The 16,488-nt window shown below is 42.6% G+C and carries 15 protein-coding genes; 7 read left to right on the top strand and 8 right to left on the bottom strand.

Translation table 11 applies throughout. The features are described from left to right. Position 1: 1 nt before the first annotated feature. The 4 genes from DW152_RS05975 to DW152_RS05960 form a co-directional block, all read right to left on the bottom strand. Positions 2-2,284, bottom strand: coding sequence for a xanthine dehydrogenase family protein molybdopterin-binding subunit (locus tag DW152_RS05975; RefSeq protein ID WP_117536811.1), 2,283 nt, complete (start codon positions 2,282-2,284; stop codon positions 2-4). Next, complete coding sequence (locus DW152_RS05970) at positions 2,272-2,748, bottom strand: (2Fe-2S)-binding protein (protein ID WP_021860128.1); 477 nt, start codon at positions 2,746-2,748, stop codon at positions 2,272-2,274. Before DW152_RS05970 ends, DW152_RS05975 begins: the two co-directional genes overlap by 13 nt. A gap of 1 nt (position 2,749) precedes the next feature. Then, a complete protein-coding gene (locus DW152_RS05965) occupies positions 2,750-3,523 on the bottom strand; it encodes an FAD binding domain-containing protein (protein ID WP_118288185.1) in 774 nt (257 codons plus the stop codon). 162 nt (positions 3,524-3,685) lie between these two features. Further along, positions 3,686-5,101: a uracil-xanthine permease family protein gene (locus DW152_RS05960; RefSeq protein ID WP_117536813.1), complete on the bottom strand. Its 1,416-nt coding sequence runs from the start codon at positions 5,099-5,101 to the stop codon at positions 3,686-3,688. Between the two features lie 306 nt (positions 5,102-5,407). On the opposite strand from DW152_RS05960, the gene DW152_RS05955 reads away from it, so the two are divergent. From DW152_RS05955 to DW152_RS05945, 3 genes are read left to right on the top strand one after another with little or no spacing between them, the layout of a single operon-like run. Next, the gene (locus DW152_RS05955; protein ID WP_117536814.1) at positions 5,408-5,728 is read left to right on the top strand and encodes a PadR family transcriptional regulator; all 321 of its coding nucleotides are present in this window, start codon (positions 5,408-5,410) and stop codon (positions 5,726-5,728) included. Next, entirely contained in the window at positions 5,725-6,408 is a 684-nt protein-coding gene (locus DW152_RS05950) for a DUF1700 domain-containing protein (RefSeq protein WP_242992874.1), read from the top strand. Before DW152_RS05955 ends, DW152_RS05950 begins: the two co-directional genes overlap by 4 nt. Before the next feature lie 3 nt (positions 6,409-6,411). Beyond that, positions 6,412-7,308 carry a DUF4097 family beta strand repeat-containing protein gene (locus tag DW152_RS05945; protein WP_118288184.1) on the top strand — a complete coding sequence of 299 codons (897 nt, stop codon included), beginning with the start codon at positions 6,412-6,414 and terminating at the stop codon, positions 7,306-7,308. A gap of 307 nt (positions 7,309-7,615) precedes the next feature. On the opposite strand, the gene rpsI is transcribed toward DW152_RS05945, so the two are convergent. Both rpsI and rplM read right to left on the bottom strand, forming a co-directional pair. Next, positions 7,616-8,008 carry a 30S ribosomal protein S9 gene (gene rpsI, locus DW152_RS05940; RefSeq protein WP_021860120.1) on the bottom strand — a complete coding sequence of 131 codons (393 nt, stop codon included), beginning with the start codon at positions 8,006-8,008 and terminating at the stop codon, positions 7,616-7,618. Positions 8,009-8,034: 26 nt separating this feature from the next. Continuing rightward, positions 8,035-8,463, bottom strand: coding sequence for a 50S ribosomal protein L13 (rplM, locus tag DW152_RS05935; protein WP_021860119.1), 429 nt, complete (start codon positions 8,461-8,463; stop codon positions 8,035-8,037). Positions 8,464-8,840: 377 nt separating this feature from the next. On the opposite strand from rplM, the gene DW152_RS05930 reads away from it, so the two are divergent. The 4 genes from DW152_RS05930 (at position 8,841) to DW152_RS05915 (ending at position 14,425) form a co-directional block, all read left to right on the top strand. Then, complete coding sequence (locus DW152_RS05930; protein WP_118288183.1) at positions 8,841-10,190, top strand: MATE family efflux transporter; 1,350 nt, start codon at positions 8,841-8,843, stop codon at positions 10,188-10,190. Positions 10,191-10,409: 219 nt separating this feature from the next. Continuing rightward, positions 10,410-11,714 carry an alpha-amylase family glycosyl hydrolase gene (locus tag DW152_RS05925; RefSeq protein WP_117536818.1) on the top strand — a complete coding sequence of 435 codons (1,305 nt, stop codon included), beginning with the start codon at positions 10,410-10,412 and terminating at the stop codon, positions 11,712-11,714. A 156-nt stretch (positions 11,715-11,870) separates the two neighbouring features. Then, the gene (locus DW152_RS05920; protein WP_199663819.1) at positions 11,871-12,596 is read left to right on the top strand and encodes a rhodanese-like domain-containing protein; all 726 of its coding nucleotides are present in this window, start codon (positions 11,871-11,873) and stop codon (positions 12,594-12,596) included. A gap of 98 nt (positions 12,597-12,694) precedes the next feature. Continuing rightward, positions 12,695-14,425 carry a transglutaminase domain-containing protein gene (locus tag DW152_RS05915; RefSeq protein ID WP_118288182.1) on the top strand — a complete coding sequence of 577 codons (1,731 nt, stop codon included), beginning with the start codon at positions 12,695-12,697 and terminating at the stop codon, positions 14,423-14,425. Positions 14,426-14,491: 66 nt separating this feature from the next. Here DW152_RS05915 and DW152_RS05910 read toward each other — a convergent pair whose 3' ends face one another. Both DW152_RS05910 and tyrS read right to left on the bottom strand, forming a co-directional pair. Further along, entirely contained in the window at positions 14,492-15,001 is a 510-nt protein-coding gene (locus tag DW152_RS05910) for a flavin reductase family protein (RefSeq protein WP_021860114.1), read from the bottom strand. A gap of 72 nt (positions 15,002-15,073) precedes the next feature. Then, positions 15,074-16,297 carry a tyrosine--tRNA ligase gene (gene tyrS / locus DW152_RS05905; protein ID WP_118288181.1) on the bottom strand — a complete coding sequence of 408 codons (1,224 nt, stop codon included), beginning with the start codon at positions 16,295-16,297 and terminating at the stop codon, positions 15,074-15,076. Positions 16,298-16,488: the final 191 nt, after the last annotated feature.

The following is a 16,488-nucleotide window of genomic DNA, read 5'->3' as shown; positions in this document are numbered from 1 at the left end:
TCTATTCTCCGTCCAAAAGTGCCATAGCAATCTTCTCACTGGTAATTGGAAGGTCTCTGTGCCAGCATCCGGTTGCGTTGTAAATCGCATGCGCAATTGCCGGTGCCGGAGTATTGATTACAATCTCTCCAATTGATTTTACACCAAATGGTCCAGTCGGTTCATAGCTTGGTCTGAATTCCACACGTAGCGGTCCATAATCTCTTCTTGTCGGGATCTTATACTGCATGAAGGAATTATTTATCATCTGACCTTTTTCTGTATACTGGATATTCTCATAAAGAGTCATTCCGATTCCCTGTCCAAGACCGCCTTCTGCCTGAACAGTCGCAAGGTTCGGATTCACAACCGTTCCACAGTCGATGACAGACGCATAGTCCAGAACTTCCACATGACCGGTTGCTTTATCCAGCTCGATCTCGACTGCTCCTGCCATATATGGCGGTGGAGATACCGGCGAGGTGTGGCTTTCTGTAACCTGTAAAGCAAAGTCATTGAAACTCTGTACTTTAAACCCGACTTCTTCTGTCGTCACAGATCTTCCAGTCTTTATATTGCACACCTGATGACCTTCCAGTTCGACATCTTCTTCATCACATTCCATCATGAGCGCAGCCAGCTTACAGATTCTCCTCTCAAGCTCAGTACATGCCTTAACAACTGCCTGACCGGTAATATAAGTCGTACTGGATGCATAAGATCCGGAATCATATGGAGAATTGTCCGTATCCGCACCGGACACAAAAATCTCATCCGTCGATACATGCAGTACATCTGCTGCCATCTGTGAAAGAATGGTGTCACATCCGGTTCCCATATCTGCCGCTGCAATGGAAAGTTTGTAACTGCCGTCTTCATTTAACATTACAGTTGCCGATCCAACATCGACAAAGGAAATACAGGATCCCTGCATTGCCATCGCAATTCCTACAGAACGGACTTTTCCATTTCCCATGTCCCGGCATGGATATTTATCTTTCCATCCGATCATATCTGCCGCTCTCACAAGACATTCATCCAGACGGCAGGACTCCGCAGTCTCATCAAAATAAGCCGGCATTTTCATGCCCTGTTTTAATATATTCTGCATACGCAGTTCTACCGGATCACGTTTCAGAATTCCTGCCAGTTCATTGACCATGGATTCGAGTGCAAAAATTCCCTGTGTTGCTCCGTATCCGCGGTATGCACCCGCGGCAAGCTGATTCGTATAAACTACATCAAACGTATGGCGGAATGCCTCCAGATTTCCGGTATACATTGGAATGGACTTATGTCCGGTAAGCCCCGCTGTCGTTGGCCCGTGGTCACCGTAAGCTCCTGTATTCGACAGATTATAAATATCGATCACACGAATCTTCCCGTCATTGTCTGCTCCAAGTCTCACAGTGACATCCATCTCATGCCTCGGCGAGCCTGCGATTTGACTTTCCACTCTTGTGTAGATCATCTTGGATGGTTTCTTTGTCATCCACGTTACAAATGCCGGATAGACTTCCGATACTGATGTCTGTTTCGCACCAAATCCGCCGCCAATTCTTGGTTTTATAACACGTATCTTACTCTTCGGGATGCCCAGAGCATTTCCGAGAATACGACGCAGATGGAAAACAATCTGGGTTGAGCTCAGTACAACCAGTCTGCCATATGTGTCCAGATAGCAGGCTGTCCGGAATGTCTCCATCATCGTCTGGTTCACTGCCGGAACATGATAAGTGTGTTCCAGTACGATATCACAGTCTTTAAACGTACCTTCCACATCTCCCTTTTCTTCCTCCATGTGGGCACATAAATTTCGCTTATTGTCTGCGCCAACCGGATACAGGGATTTCCAGCTGTCCTCCGGATGCACCAGTGTCTCGTTGTCCTTCGCAGTATGATAATCCAGCACTGCCGGAAGGACTTTGTATTTCACTTTTAACATCTTGAGTGCACGGTCTACGCATGCCTCGTCCTCACCAGCCACGATTGCAACCGGATCTCCGACAAAACGTACATGCCGATCCAAAATGAGCCGATCATACGGACTCCACTCCGGATACGTCTGCCCCGCCTGCGCAAAACGTTCTTTCGGGACATCCTCCCATGTATAAATAGCTTCAACACCCGGAACTTTCAGTGCGACCGTTTTATTGACTTCTTCTACAATTGCATTAGCGTGCGGACTTCTCAGAACTTTGACAATGAGACATTCCTTTGGCGCAAGATCATCGGTATATACCGGCTGACCGGTCACCAGCGCCATTGCATCTTTTTTGCGTACTCTTTTTCCTACTTCCCGCATGTCGCACCTCCATTTTTCCGATATTCCATAAATGCATGGATTCCCCGGAGCTGTCCTTCATATCCGGAACAGCGGCAGAGGTTTCCTGCCAAATACTGTTTGATTTCTTCGTCTGTCGGTTCTTCTTTCTCCCGGAACAGGGCGATTGCATTCATGATCATGCCCGGATTACAGAAACCACATTGTTCTGCTCCCTGATCGGCAATAAATCTTCCAAACTCTTCTGCCTCTTTCTGAAGTCCTTCCATTGTCTCCACTTTATGTCCATCCGCTCTTGCAGCCAGAACAGCACAGGACAGTACCGGTTTCTCGTCTAAAAATACAGTACACAAGCCACAGTTCGTTGTCTCACAGCCACATTTGACACTGTAGCATCCATGCGCACGCAGAAATTTGAAAAGCGTCATATCCGGGCTGATATCATCAACCACTTTTTTTCCATTTAACATGATACTGATGAGCATCCTACTTTTCCTCCTTTTCTACGTCTTTTATCTTGTCAAAGCATCGTGTGATCAACACCTCTGCCAGATGCGAACGGAATTTCGCCGATGCACGCATATTGCTGTCTGTCTTCACCTGCGCTGCCAGTTTCTTTGCTGACTCTTCACTTAAATCTCCGGCTCCAAAAAGCTCGGCTTTCATCGGTCTTGCTCCGACTGCCACACGGATCTCTTCCCCGGTCTTTGAAGCGGAAACCGCAAGAACCGGAAAATCAGTCTTCGTATTCCGATGTGTCAGATAAGCAAAATGTCCCGGCGTCTTTGCAATACGGACATTTACAAGAATATCATTATCACGTTTCATCTGTGCAAATTCTTCCAACGGAACAATCCCGCCTTTATAAAGCTCTACAGATGTATGCAGAGACAACAATACGGTCAATACATCAGAAAAACCAAATCTTCCAAATACGCTTCCTCCGACGGTTGCTAGATTCCGGAACTGTACTCCTACGATATCCTGCACTGCATCCCGGATCGCATTTTCAAAATAATCATTCAACACACTGTGAAGTTCCAGTTCACGGAGCGTCACCATCGCTCCAATAATAAATTCTGTATCTGTCTCTTCTATCGTATCCAGTCCGAGTCCGGACAGATCGATCGCTTTTTGCACCTGCACATCACTCATCCGCATCCAGAGCATTCCGCCAAGCACCCGGTTGCTGCGCTTCTGATTCAGTTCATACGCTTCTTCCAGACTGGCTGCTTTTACATATTCTTTTATTCGCAACATCTGTAAAACCTCCTGTTTAGTGGACATACTTTCTTTTTTCACTTAATTATACACTATCTTTTTCTGTTTTTACATAGAAAATCCCCTCGTTTCTTCTGTTATCCAGTGAACAAGGGGATTGCCCATTTCATTTTTTATTTGTCTGTCTGTTTTTATGTATAGTTATTCTTCTGCATCCGGCTTTGCTTCTTCATCTTTCGGCAATGCAATATTTAAAATAATTGCAACAAGTGCTGCCGGCACAATACCGGAGCCTCCGAAAATAAGCTGGATTCCTTCCGGTAATCCGGATAAAACAGCGCTGTTCGCGCCAATACCATATCCAAGTCCAAGCGCTACGGATACGATTGTAATATTTCTCATCGTCATCTTTTCTTTTGTGATCAACTGTATACCACTGATTACAATAGAAGAGAACATCATAACCGCTGCTCCACCAAGAACGCTCTGTGGCATAATAGAAATCAGTGCAGCTAGTTTCGGGAACAATCCGCACAGGATCAGGAAAATCGCTCCTGTAGCGAGTGCGAAACGGTTCACGATCTTCGTCATCGTTACAAGTCCTACATTCTGGCTGAACGATGTATTCGGCAGTACACCGAATAATGCAGCAAGTGTAGATCCGATTCCGTCACAGACAACGCCACCGGAAAGTTCAGAATCTGTTGCCTCTCTGTCCATACCACCTTCGATTACACCGGAGATATCTCCTACTGTCTCTACAGCAGTTACAATAAACATGATCATAACAGGGACAATCGCTCTTGCGTCAAATACAATTTTTATCGGCATAATTTTCGGAACTGCAAACCAGCTTGCCTGTGCAACTTTATCCCAGTTTAATACCCATGCTTTTGTATACTCCACACCATCCGCATCGATACCTGTCGTCGGAAGTACCACTCCCATAATTGCTGCAATGATATAACCCACAATAATACCTATTAAAATAGAAGATGCACTGGTCATTCCTTTTGTACCATGTTTTAAAACAATAATCACAATCAGTACAATCAGACCAAGGAGCAGATTTTCTACAGAGCCAAAATCTTTTGCTGAATTTCCACCGCCAAACGAATTCACACCAACACCTATAAGCGAAAGTCCAATAGACAATACAACTGTACCGGTTACAACTGCCGGGAAAAACTTACGAAGCGGTTTTAATAAAAATCCAAGCACACTCTCAAAAAGTCCGCCGATCACAGAAGCCCCCATAATGGCACCATATCCTAAGACACCTCCGCCCATCACACTGGCAACACTGCTGCAGACTCCGATAAATCCGGAACTGGTTCCCATGATGATCGGAACTTTTCCACCAATCGGTCCAATCGCATAAAGCTGAATCAACGTTACAACACCCGCGATCAACATCGCATTCTGTAAAAGCGCAATCTGAACGTCTGCAAATTCTGTTCCGGAGGCAATTCCACAGGCTCCTGTAATAATAAGAACCGGTGTCAAGTTACCTACAAACATTGCAAATACATGCTGCAGACCAAGGAGAATCGCTTTGCCCAGCGGAAGCTTCCCATAGAAGTCGTACTCCGCTCCTTTGTTTTCTACTTCTTTCATTTCTTTAGTCTCCTTTTTACTATATAACAGGCAGCCGACCACGACTGCCTTTTTTTGACAACTTATTATAGCGCAATTTTTTTATCCTGTACAGATTTACATATTATTTTTCATCTGGAACAATATATATTTTTTTTATATATGCTATTGACATCCCATTTCTGTCGCTTTATGATATATATATAATTTATATATATAATTTATATATATGATATCAGGTTACAAAAGTCTTACAGTCATATGTGCCTGCACATAAGTAGCTGGAAGACTTTTGTAGCCGTCCCAATATTACAAGGAGGTATTGCGATGTATTACTTTCCAGTATCCGCTCTGCTGATCGAATATCTGATCCTTACAATCGTAGATTCCAGGGATTCTTACGGATACGAGATCAGCCAGACGATCAAACTGGTCGCTGATATTAAGGAATCAACCTTATATCCAATCCTGAAACGCATGGAAAAAGCCGGCTACGTCACAACTTATTCACAGGAATTTCAGGGAAGAAAGAGAAAATATTACTCCATCACTCCTTCCGGCAAAGAACAGATGCATTATCTGCATACAGAATGGAACGCTTACCGGGACACCATTGATGGAATCATAGAAGGGAGAATCAGACATTGAGTATCACTACAAAGAAAGAATATCTAGATCAATTACATAAGTATCTGAAGAAACTTCCGCGCGAAGATTATGAAGATGCCATGGAATACTTTACCGAATATTTTGAAGAGACAGACGAGGAAGGCGCACAAAAATTAATAGAAGAACTCGGCACTCCAAAGCAGGCAGCAAGAGATCTGATCGGCAATCTCTTAGACAAGAAAACAAATGCTTATCGCACTTCTGCGCCCTCACCTAATGCATATAACACAACATCAGAGTTACCAAAGAAACGAAAAAATTCACATATTATATGGATTGCATGTCTTGCACTCCTTGCAGCACCGATCGGAGGGCCATTTCTTGTGGCAGCCGCAATTGTTGTTTTCTACATCTTTTTCTGCCTTGCACTTCTGCTTTTATGCGGATTACTGTTTGTTTTCTGCGGAGCTATCGCAGGTGTTGTACTTGCTGTCCGGGGGATTCTTGCAATTCCATTTTCCGGTGCTGGATTTGCCGTCGTTACCGGAAGCGGGCTACTTATACTGGGTGTCAGCATCCTGTCCGCCTTATTTATCTTCTGGCTGTGCCGTTTAAGTGGCAGACTTTTTGTTAAACTTGCGAGATATCTGACCAATAGAAATAATCACCGACAGATTTCTCCAAATACTATTGGAACTACAGGAAAGGAGATGCGATAAATTATGAAAAACTGGAAAAAATTTACACTCATCACTGGCACAGTCTGCACTATACTTGGATTTTTTCTTCTAATCTTCGGTCTATTTGCAGGTGGTATCCAATATCTGACATCCACTGATCTTGGCAGTTTTAATAATTCCGATAAAAGTGCAGCAAAAGTTCAAAAATTAGTTACAGAAGAACTTTCTCCATATAAAAACTTGGATGTATCTCTGGATTCCTTGAATCTGCAAGTGCGCTATTCAAAAGATAATACCTATGCTCTTTCATATAAAAATACTAAGACTTCTAAAACGAAAAGCACCACTCCAATTACCTGGTCACAGTCCGGAAACACTTTAAAAATCCGTGAGCGTAATTTGAAAAAGCATACCTGGTTTCATATTGACCTTAACTTTCTGATCCGCCTTTTCGGAAACGATGATGAAAAAGAAGCGGTGTCCGATGAAGATATGGTAACTTTATATATTCCGAAGAATGCTGCTTTTGACCAGATTACACTGGAAAACAATGATGGTAATCTGCTCCTTAACAATCTTAGAACCAGCCAAGGTATTATCCATGTCGATGATGGCGATATTATTTTCAAGAACTGTGCACTACGCAATACACTACTAACTTCTAATGACGGAGATGTTCTTAGTACCGCTACTACCTATTCCGGAAATACGGCAATCACATGCAAAGATGGAGATGTACTTTTCTATCGTGCAGCAGACGTATTGAAGCCACTTTCCCTGAAACTTGAAACGAACGACGGTGAAATCATTGTTCCTTCTTCATTTTCCGGAAAAGTAAAGGAAAAAGATGATAAAAGCATCTACCAGCAGAATGGCAGGGATGGATACGGAACTTTATCCATTCAATCAGAAGACGGAGATATTGTCTTACATGCTTAAAATCATATATGAAACACATGCAGACAATTCTTATCCGTTATATCCATGCTGAGCTATAAGCAGGAAGTCAAAATCTGCGAAGTACTTTTACACTGTCATCTTCTCGTTTCCTATACATACATGCTTCGGGTAAATATTTTTGTTTTTATAGACACTTAAAACAATCCCAAGCATTGCATAGCATACGACAATATAGTTACCTCCCGCCGACAGAAATGGCAGGAATTCCCAAAAATTTTAAGTATAAAGAAACCCCCAAAGCACAAGGCTTTGAGGGTTTTTTGTAAATTCTTTGTTCTGTTTTGAATTATCTCTTTGAGAACTGTGGTGCTCTACGAGCTGCTTTGAGACCGTATTTCTTACGTTCTTTCATACGTGGATCACGTGTTAAATATCCGGCTTTCTTAAGTACCGGTCTGTAATCAGCATCAGCCTCAAGAAGTGCTCTTGCGATACCATGACGGATTGCTCCAGCCTGTCCTGTGTATCCGCCACCTTTAACATTAACGATAACGTCGAATTTTCCTTCAGTCTCTGTAGCAACCAACGGCTGACGTACAACAACCTTTAATGTTTCAAGTCCAAGATACTCGTCAATATCTCTTTTATTAATTGTAATGTTACCTGTTCCAGGTACTAAATATACTCTTGCGATAGATTTTTTTCTTCTTCCTGTTCCGTAGAATTTTGCCTTAGCCACTGTAATATCCTCCTTTCAACCTTTCCTTAGAATTTCAGTTCAACTGGTTTCTGAGCTTCCTGTTTGTGCTCCGGTCCAGCGTATACATGAAGTTTCTTGATCATTGCTCTTCCTAAAGGTCCTTTCGGAAGCATTCCTTTTACAGCCAGTTCGATAACTTTCTCAGGTTTCTTAGCCATCATCTCTTTTAATGTAGTCTCTTTCATTCCTCCTACATAATCAGAGTGATTATAATATACTTTCTGATCCAGTTTCTTTCCTGTTACTTTTACCTTCTCAGCATTTACAACTACTACGTAATCACCTGTGTCTACGTGTGGTGTAAATTCTGGTTTATTCTTACCTCTTAAAACTTTAGCTACTTCTGATGACAGACGTCCTAATGTACATCCAGCAGCGTCAACTACGTACCATTTTCTTTCAATCTTATCTGGATTAGCCATATAAGTTTTCATTGGTTTCCCTCCTGTGAATCATTAACTTTTTCATTAACACTTTCATGATAAATATATTGAAATCAATAAAGCTCCGGGGCTTTGGTGCTTTACTGTTTCTCCTTTTGTCATACTGCATTATTATATTACACAACCCCGTGTGTGTCAACCTTTTTTATAAACAATATGCTGTTTTCTTCATCTTTCGATCTCAATACTATCTTATGGTGTCAAGGTTAAAAAACTCCACTCGTGTGCAAGCACATCGTGATTTTCAGTCTTTTGACCATGAAAGCATCTTATAGTATAATATTCTCAGTATAATATTTTCTGTTGAGCTCTTATTTTAACATAAGATCAATAATTTATACAATTAATAATATTTGGGGGAAAACTAAATGAAAAAGAACATTGATATGCTCCATGGACCTGTGCTGCCGGCACTTACGAAGCTGGCACTTCCGATCATGGCAACTTCACTTATCCAAATGGCGTACAACCTGACTGACATGATCTGGATAGGAAGGCTGGGGAGCAACGCTGTAGCCGCAGTCGGCGCAGCAGGTATGTATATGTGGCTTTCCAACGGGCTGGCTTCACTGTCTAAAATGGGTGGTCAGGTAAATACAGGCTACTCACTGGGGAGCGGTAGCCGCAAAGAAGCTGCCGGATATATCGCAAACACTTTACGTTTTGCAGCCATTTCGGGCATTATTTTTGGTATTGTCTGCATGTTGTCCGCAACACCATTGATCGGTTTTTTCAATCTGAACAGTCCACAGGTTATCGCCGATGCGAAAATCTATCTCCAGATCACTTGTGGTCTGGTTGTATTTTCCTTTGTGAATCAGAGCTTTACCGGAATCTTTACGGCACTTGGAAACAGCAAGGCTGCTTTTCTCGCTACCACATCCGGTCTGATCGTCAATATCATTCTGGATCCGGTTCTTATTTTCGGTCTCGGACCATTTCCGGCTATGCGGATCATGGGTGCTGCTGTCGCAACCGTAATCGCACAGGCGATCGTAACCCTGACATTTCTTATATTTACAAGGAAAGATACTCTGATTTTCCCGGAAGTACATTTCTTCGGAAAACCGAACCTGCACTATCTTACTTCTATTATAAAGATTGGCCTTCCGACTTCCATCCAGAGTATGCTGTTTACCGGCATTTCCATGATTATCGCAAGACTGGTTGCAAGCTATGGAGATGCGGCTGTTGCTGTGCAGAAAGTTGGTTCACAGATTGAATCCATTTCCTGGATGACTGCTGATGGTTTTGCCGCTGCCGTCAATTCTTTTATTGCGCAAAATCACGGTGCCGGAAACCGCGACCGTATCCGCAAGGGCTATTCGCATGCCATGGGAATCGTGCTGGTCTGGGGAATCTTCTGCACACTGCTTCTGATTCTCTGCCCGGAACCAATCTTCCGGATCTTTATCACAGAACCGGACGTCATACCAATGGGCGTGGACTATTTGATGATCCTCGGCGTGTCACAACTCTTTATGAGCGTAGAGATCACTACAGCCGGTGCATTTTCCGGCTACGGCCGTACAGTACCGCCGTCTGTCATCAGTATTATATTTACCTCCGCGCGGATTCCTCTGGCGATGCTGCTGATCACAACGTCACTCGCCTTAAACGGTATCTGGTGGAGTATAACCATTTCCAGCATTTTCAAAGGGATTTTACTGCTGATCTGGTTTTTGTTCTTTTTAAGGAAAGAAATGAAAAAATCCTGATTTATTTTAATGATGCCAGGGGCAAAAGCCTGAACTCACGATGTGCTTGCACATAAGTGGTTTTATGGCTTAGTGACCCGCTCGATATGAGCATAAAAGTGGAGCGCAAGCTTCATGATATGCGGATATTGGGCAGAATTGCAGCAGCGCGAAGTACGGAACAATTCGTATGGCATCTTTCTAAATACAATTATCATCAACAGGGAGGACTTAATTATTATGTGGGCTTATGAAGGCGTTTTTTATCAAATCTATCCGATTGGATTCTGCGGTGCACCTGTGCACAATGACGGCGTGACCGTTTCCAGAATTCTGAAATTAAAGGACTGGGCAGGTTATCTCGGCGACCTCGGGATTACTTCTATATTATTAAATCCGATTTTTGAATCCGACAATCACGGATATGACACGAGAGATTTTAAGAAGATTGACTGCCGTCTCGGCACAAATGAAGATTTCGCTGAAGTATGTAAATCGCTCCATGAAAATGGTGTGAAAATCGTTCTCGACGGTGTTTTCAACCATGTCGGTCGTGGTTTCTGGGCGTTCAAAGATGTGCAGGAGAAGAAATGGGATTCTCCTTACAAGGACTGGTTCCATATCAGCTTTGACGGAAACAGCTGCTATGATGATGGTTTCTGGTACGAGGGCTGGGAAGGTCATTTTGAATTGGTTAAATTAAATCTGCAAAACCCGGCAGTCGTCGATTATCTTCTGGAATGTGTAAAATTCTGGATCAATACTTTTGACATCGACGGGCTCCGGCTGGATGTCGCTTACAGTCTGGATCACAATTTCATGCGCAGGCTCCGTAGTTATACCCAGGAATTAAAGCCTGATTTCGCACTGATTGGTGAAGTTCTTTTTGGTGATTATAATATTATCGTCAATGATGAAATGCTTCACAGCTGCACAAATTATGAATGTTACAAGGGCTTGTACTCCAGCTTCAATTCCATGAATCTGTTCGAGATTGCCCATTCTCTGCACCGCCAGTTCGGGGCTGATCCATGGTGCATTTACCGTGGGAAACATTTGATGACATTTGCAGATAACCACGACGTCACAAGACTTGCCAGCATCCTGACAAACAAAGCTCATATTCCACTTGCTTATGGACTACTTCTCGGCATGCCGGGTGTACCGTGTCTTTATTATGGAAGCGAATGGGCTGAACCGGGAGAGAAAGCTCCGGATAATGATTACGCACTGCGTCCTTGCTTCGATGCGCCAAAGCCGAATGACCTGACCTCATTTATCAAAAAATTAATTCAGATTCGTGAGCACAGCGATGCACTCTGCAACGGCTCTTACAGAAATGTTGTGATTCAGAATCATCAGCTAATCTTTGAACGCTGCACGGAGAACACACGTGTTCTCGTTGCCATTAACGCTGCTGACTATCCATACACCGCTTATCACGGTGACCTGAGCGGTCAAATGACGGATCTGATCACCGGCGAAACCGTTACCATGCAGGGACAACTTGAGCTGCCCCCATACAGCGTGCAGTATTTAAGATAATGCCATAATAATCAAATTGCACAATTCAAAGCATCAAGATATGCCAAAACGTAAAATTTTTAACAAAAAAACTTACATTTTCCTTGTAATTGCAATTTATTGTTGCTACAATGCAATTAGATAATTTTTTCATAAACAAAGAGGAGGCATGTAAAAATGAAAAAAAGAAACATTATCACATCTATTGCATTAGCTGGTGCCCTGTGCTTCAGCTCATTACTTCCAGTATCTGCTGCTACATTTGACAACAGTGGAATCAAGGAAACCCAGGTTGAAAAAGTTACATATCAGTTCATGAACGAAACGCAAGCTGGTAAGTACAAACTTGTTGACACAGATACTCTGCACAGTTGGGTTTCAAAGAAAGACAAGATGATCATTGTAGACACAATGCCGGCTGCTGCATCTTACGACAAGCAGCATGTTCCTGGTGCTATCAACTCAGTTGCTCCAATGAAAGAAGCTGAGTACACACCAGAACAGAAAGCTGATCTGACCAGCCAGGTTGAGAAGCTCCTTCCAAACAAGACAATCTCAAAGACAACTTCAAAAACTACATGGTCTAAAGTTTCTAAGAAAACTTACAGCAAACTGAAAAAAGCTGACAGAAAAGCAAAAAAAGTAAAAAAAGGCAAAAAGACAGTTACATATTATTACAAAAAAGTTGTAAAGAAATCTACAAAGAAAACTACTGTCAAAGATAAAAGCTACAAGATCGTAGTATACTGTGGTCATATCGGATGTGCTCGTTCTCACGTTGCTGCAGCTTACCTTGTAAAACAGGGATACACAAATGTATATCGTTACGGCGGTGGAATCAGTGCATGGGTTGATGCAGGATATTCTATCGAGAAAGTTGAAACTGCACAGCCGGCACAATAATAAGGAGCTCATGGATTTGAATGGTTCCAGGTAATCACAACGGGGAGTTGATAGACAGCTCCCCGTTTTTTCAACAATGAAGAGAGAGAGGTTATGAAATGCAACATTCTATTTCTTTAAAGAAACGGCTTCTGACGCTTCTGATAGCAGCTGGATTTTTATTAGGCTCGGTATTTGCGGCCGGATCAGAAACATCCGCAGCCACAAGCCGCCTCAAGGTGTCACCGACTAAGAAAACGATTTATGTCGGAAAGGCAACCACCCTTAAGGCCAACAAGAAAGTTCGCTGGTCTGTATACAAAGGAAAGAAATATGTAAAAATTGTTTCCAAATCAAAATATGCGAAAAAAATCACTATTAAAGGATTAAGGAACGGAACATCTTATATCAAAGCAAAATACGGAAAAAAAATAAAAAAAGTTAAAATTACCGTTAAGAAAAAAACAGTTTCAAGCAACGTTCCAACGAAGATCACACTTGCAGCTACCCAGAATTCTATTGGTGTAGGTGACCACTGTTCTGTATATGTAAAATCCGTATCACCTTCTACCGCAAGCAAGGCTGTGACCTATTCATCCAGCAATGAAAAGGTAGCTACTGTATCCCGAAGCGGACTGATCTCAGGAGTCAAAGATGGTACAGTTACAATCACAGCGACTTCAACAAAAAACAATGCACGAAAAGCAACTATCAAGATTACTGTTTTAAAAACACTTCGTGGCACTGTCAAACTGACCGCAAGCCTTTCCACTGAAGAGAAATGCCCAAAGGGAAAAGTGGCATGCCTTTGGATTCCAGTGCCTGAAACAGACGCAAATGGTTCACAGACTGTTTCTCCTTCCAGTATCAAATACACAGCAAAACACGCCACAGAATTAAAGATTACGACAGACTCTGCCGGTAACAAAGCCTTATACGTTAAATGGGATGAGAATACAGACCCGAAAGATCGTACAGTTGATTTCTCCTTCAATGTAGTCCGAAGAGAAATCATCCGCCCTGCCAACATGCAGGCATTAGAAAAAGGTACTGTTGATAAAGAAAAAATGGCGCCATATCTGAAAGAAACCAAGCGAAGCGGATCTCTGACCAGCGGAATTGTAAAAGAAACAGCTGACAAAATCGTCAAAGACGCACATGCTACTACTGTTTATAAGAAAGCATATGCCATTTATGACTGGGTCTGCGAAAATCTAAGGCGTGACAATAGCACTCCGGCGATCGGTTCAGGAGATGTACAGTATATTCTTAAAAATACCGATAAAGGTATCGGAAAATGTACTGACGTAAATGCTGTATTCGTCGCACTCTGCAGAGCGGAAGGCATCCCTGCAAGAAGTGTTTACGGATTAAAGCTGAATGCCATGATTGATAATCCTAATACTCCTTATGTTCAGAAATGCAAGCCACAATATTATCTGCCAGGATATGGATGGGCAGAAGCTGATGTGAGTGCATTGCTGAAACTCCCGGATATCATGGGACACGAAGATGATTATCGTGGAAAAAATGTATCAGCAGAGAAAGCCCAAATCTGGAAATCCTTAAAAGACGAATACTGGGGTTCAGCCGATAATCACTGGATGATGCTAAGTGCCGGCGGAGATATCACACTTTCTCCAAAACAGGACGAAACAACTGCAGCCGATGCAGTACTCAACCCAGATGGCTCTGTAAAGAATTACGGAGTCCTTAACGGCGATGGAACCCTACACTATTTTATATATCCGTATGCAGAATATGACAAACATTATCTAAAAAACTATGGCACTACCGAATTTGATTACAAATACTCTTTTGAAGAAGGTAATGACGACTGCGGATGCTAAGAAAAAAAGCGGTTGGAATGCTGACATATCATCAGCGTTCCAGCCACTTTTTATCTTGGTATCACGTTATTGTTTCTCTAATACCTTCACGATCTCTGCCATATACATGGTGTGATAATCTTTCTGCGGATACCATTTTGTATCACATTCTTCATCTGTGAAACATTCTGGCAGCATATCCTGCGCATAAAGCTTTCTGCACACAAATACCAGATCTGCTTCCTCAACTGCTGTTGTTCCATCCACATAATATGGATGAAGTCCGGCTTCTGCCCACTTATCTTCCACATCTCGTCCGGAAACTCTTCCACACACATTCAGCGCTTCCCTTTTCTCTTCCGGCAGGAAAGAAAGTGTAAAATACTCTGAATTATCTACAAATTCTTTCGTATATCTCTGCGGACGGATGTAAGCAGTTGCCACATTCTTGCCCCACATGATTCCGACTCCGCCCCAGCTGGCTGTCATCGTATTGCTCTTCTTCTCATCACCTGCCGTGATCAGCATCCATTCTTTGGAAATCTTGTGAAATGGATTGATTTTCAATGTATCAATAGAAATCTCTTTAAATGCCATTTTCTACGCCTGCTTTCTGATTTTTTATTTTTTCATATATTGTTCTTTGTACTTTGCAATTACAATTCTGGATTATTTCATGAGTACTTTACGGAAATTCTTCTTTCCTTTTTTCAGTACAAGACCTTCTCCGCTCATATCTTCTGCCTTAAACGCTGCATGGATATCTGTAACTTTTTCACCATCAACAGCAACTCCGCCCTGCTGTACTGCACGGCGTGCTTCTGATTTGGATGGAACCAGTCCGGCTTTTACAAGCATTGTCATAATGTCAATCTCACCATCTGTCATGTCATCAGCTGTAAGTTCTGCTGTCGGCATATCAGCGGCAGCACCTTTGCTGAACAGTGCTCTTGCAGCTTCCTGCGCTTTCACAGCCTCTTCTTCACCATGGACAAGTTTTGTCAGTTCATAAGCAAGAATCTCTTTTGCTGTATTTAACTGTGCGCCTTCCCAGCTGTCCATCTTGTCAATCTCTTCCAGCGGAAGGAATGTCAGCATACGGATACATTTCAGAACGTCTGCATCTGCAACATTTCTCCAGTACTGATAGAAATCAAATGGAGAAGTCTTCTCCGGATCAAGCCATACAGCACCACTCTGTGTTTTACCCATCTTCTTGCCTTCTGAGTTCAGAAGCAGTGTAATCGTCATCGCACTTGCGTCTTTCCCAAGTTTACGGCGAATCAGTTCTGTACCTGCAAGCATATTGCTCCACTGGTCATCTCCACCAAATTCCAGATTACATCCATATTTCTGGAATAACTCATAGAAATCATATGCCTGCATGATCATGTAGTTAAACTCAAGGAAACTTAATCCTTTCTCCATTCTCTGTTTGTAACATTCAGCAGTCAGCATACGGTTTACGCTGAAATGAGCACCTACTTCACGAAGTACTTCAATATAGTTCAGATCCATCAGCCAGTCTGCATTATTTACCATCAATGCTTTTCCATCTGAGAAATCAATAAAACGGCTCATCTGCTTTTTAAAGCAGTCACAGTTATGCTGGATTGTCTCCGGTGTCATCATCTGACGCATATCTGTACGACCGGATGGATCTCCGATCATCGCTGTTCCTCCACCGATCAGAGCGATCGGTTTATTTCCTGCTTCCTGAAGACGTTTCATCAGGCACAATGCCATGAAATGTCCGACATGAAGGCTGTCTGCTGTCGGATCAAATCCAATATAGAATGTTGCTTTTCCATTATTTACCAAATCTCTGATCCGTTCTTCGTCTGTTACCTGCGCGATCAGTCCGCGGGCTTTTAACTCTTCATAAATTCCCATTTTCCTGTCCTCTCCTTTTCTTATCTTAAGATTTACGTTCACGCAAAAAAAGTCCTTACCTGATCAAACAATCAGATAAGGACGAGATTATCGTGTTACCACCTTATATTCACCGATACGCTTACGCTTATCAGCCTCAGAAGGTCTGCGTGTTCACAAACCTGTGCACATAACGTATGCCACACGTCGCA

The organism is Dorea sp. AM13-35 (assembly GCF_003473885.1).
GTDB lineage: Bacteria > Bacillota > Clostridia > Lachnospirales > Lachnospiraceae > Dorea_D > Dorea_D hominis.
The sequence above is the reverse complement of the archived record's forward strand: the minus strand, read 5'-3'. Positions and strand labels throughout refer to the sequence as shown.

Coding starts and splice junctions, on each gene's coding strand:
- DW152_RS05975 (WP_117536811.1), bottom strand. CDS start 2,284: ATGCGGGAAGTAGGAAAAAGAGTACGCAAAAAAGATGCAATGGCGCTG.
- DW152_RS05970 (WP_021860128.1), bottom strand. CDS start 2,748: ATGCTCATCAGTATCATGTTAAATGGAAAAAAAGTGGTTGATGATATC.
- DW152_RS05965 (WP_118288185.1), bottom strand. CDS start 3,523: ATGTTGCGAATAAAAGAATATGTAAAAGCAGCCAGTCTGGAAGAAGCG.
- DW152_RS05960 (WP_117536813.1), bottom strand. CDS start 5,101: ATGAAAGAAGTAGAAAACAAAGGAGCGGAGTACGACTTCTATGGGAAG.
- DW152_RS05955 (WP_117536814.1), top strand. CDS start 5,408: ATGTATTACTTTCCAGTATCCGCTCTGCTGATCGAATATCTGATCCTT.
- DW152_RS05945 (WP_118288184.1), top strand. CDS start 6,412: ATGAAAAACTGGAAAAAATTTACACTCATCACTGGCACAGTCTGCACT.
- rplM (WP_021860119.1), bottom strand. CDS start 8,463: ATGAAAACTTATATGGCTAATCCAGATAAGATTGAAAGAAAATGGTAC.
- DW152_RS05930 (WP_118288183.1), top strand. CDS start 8,841: ATGAAAAAGAACATTGATATGCTCCATGGACCTGTGCTGCCGGCACTT.
- DW152_RS05925 (WP_117536818.1), top strand. CDS start 10,410: ATGTGGGCTTATGAAGGCGTTTTTTATCAAATCTATCCGATTGGATTC.
- DW152_RS05920 (WP_199663819.1), top strand. CDS start 11,871: ATGAAAAAAAGAAACATTATCACATCTATTGCATTAGCTGGTGCCCTG.
- DW152_RS05915 (WP_118288182.1), top strand. CDS start 12,695: ATGCAACATTCTATTTCTTTAAAGAAACGGCTTCTGACGCTTCTGATA.
- DW152_RS05910 (WP_021860114.1), bottom strand. CDS start 15,001: ATGGCATTTAAAGAGATTTCTATTGATACATTGAAAATCAATCCATTT.
- tyrS (WP_118288181.1), bottom strand. CDS start 16,297: ATGGGAATTTATGAAGAGTTAAAAGCCCGCGGACTGATCGCGCAGGTA.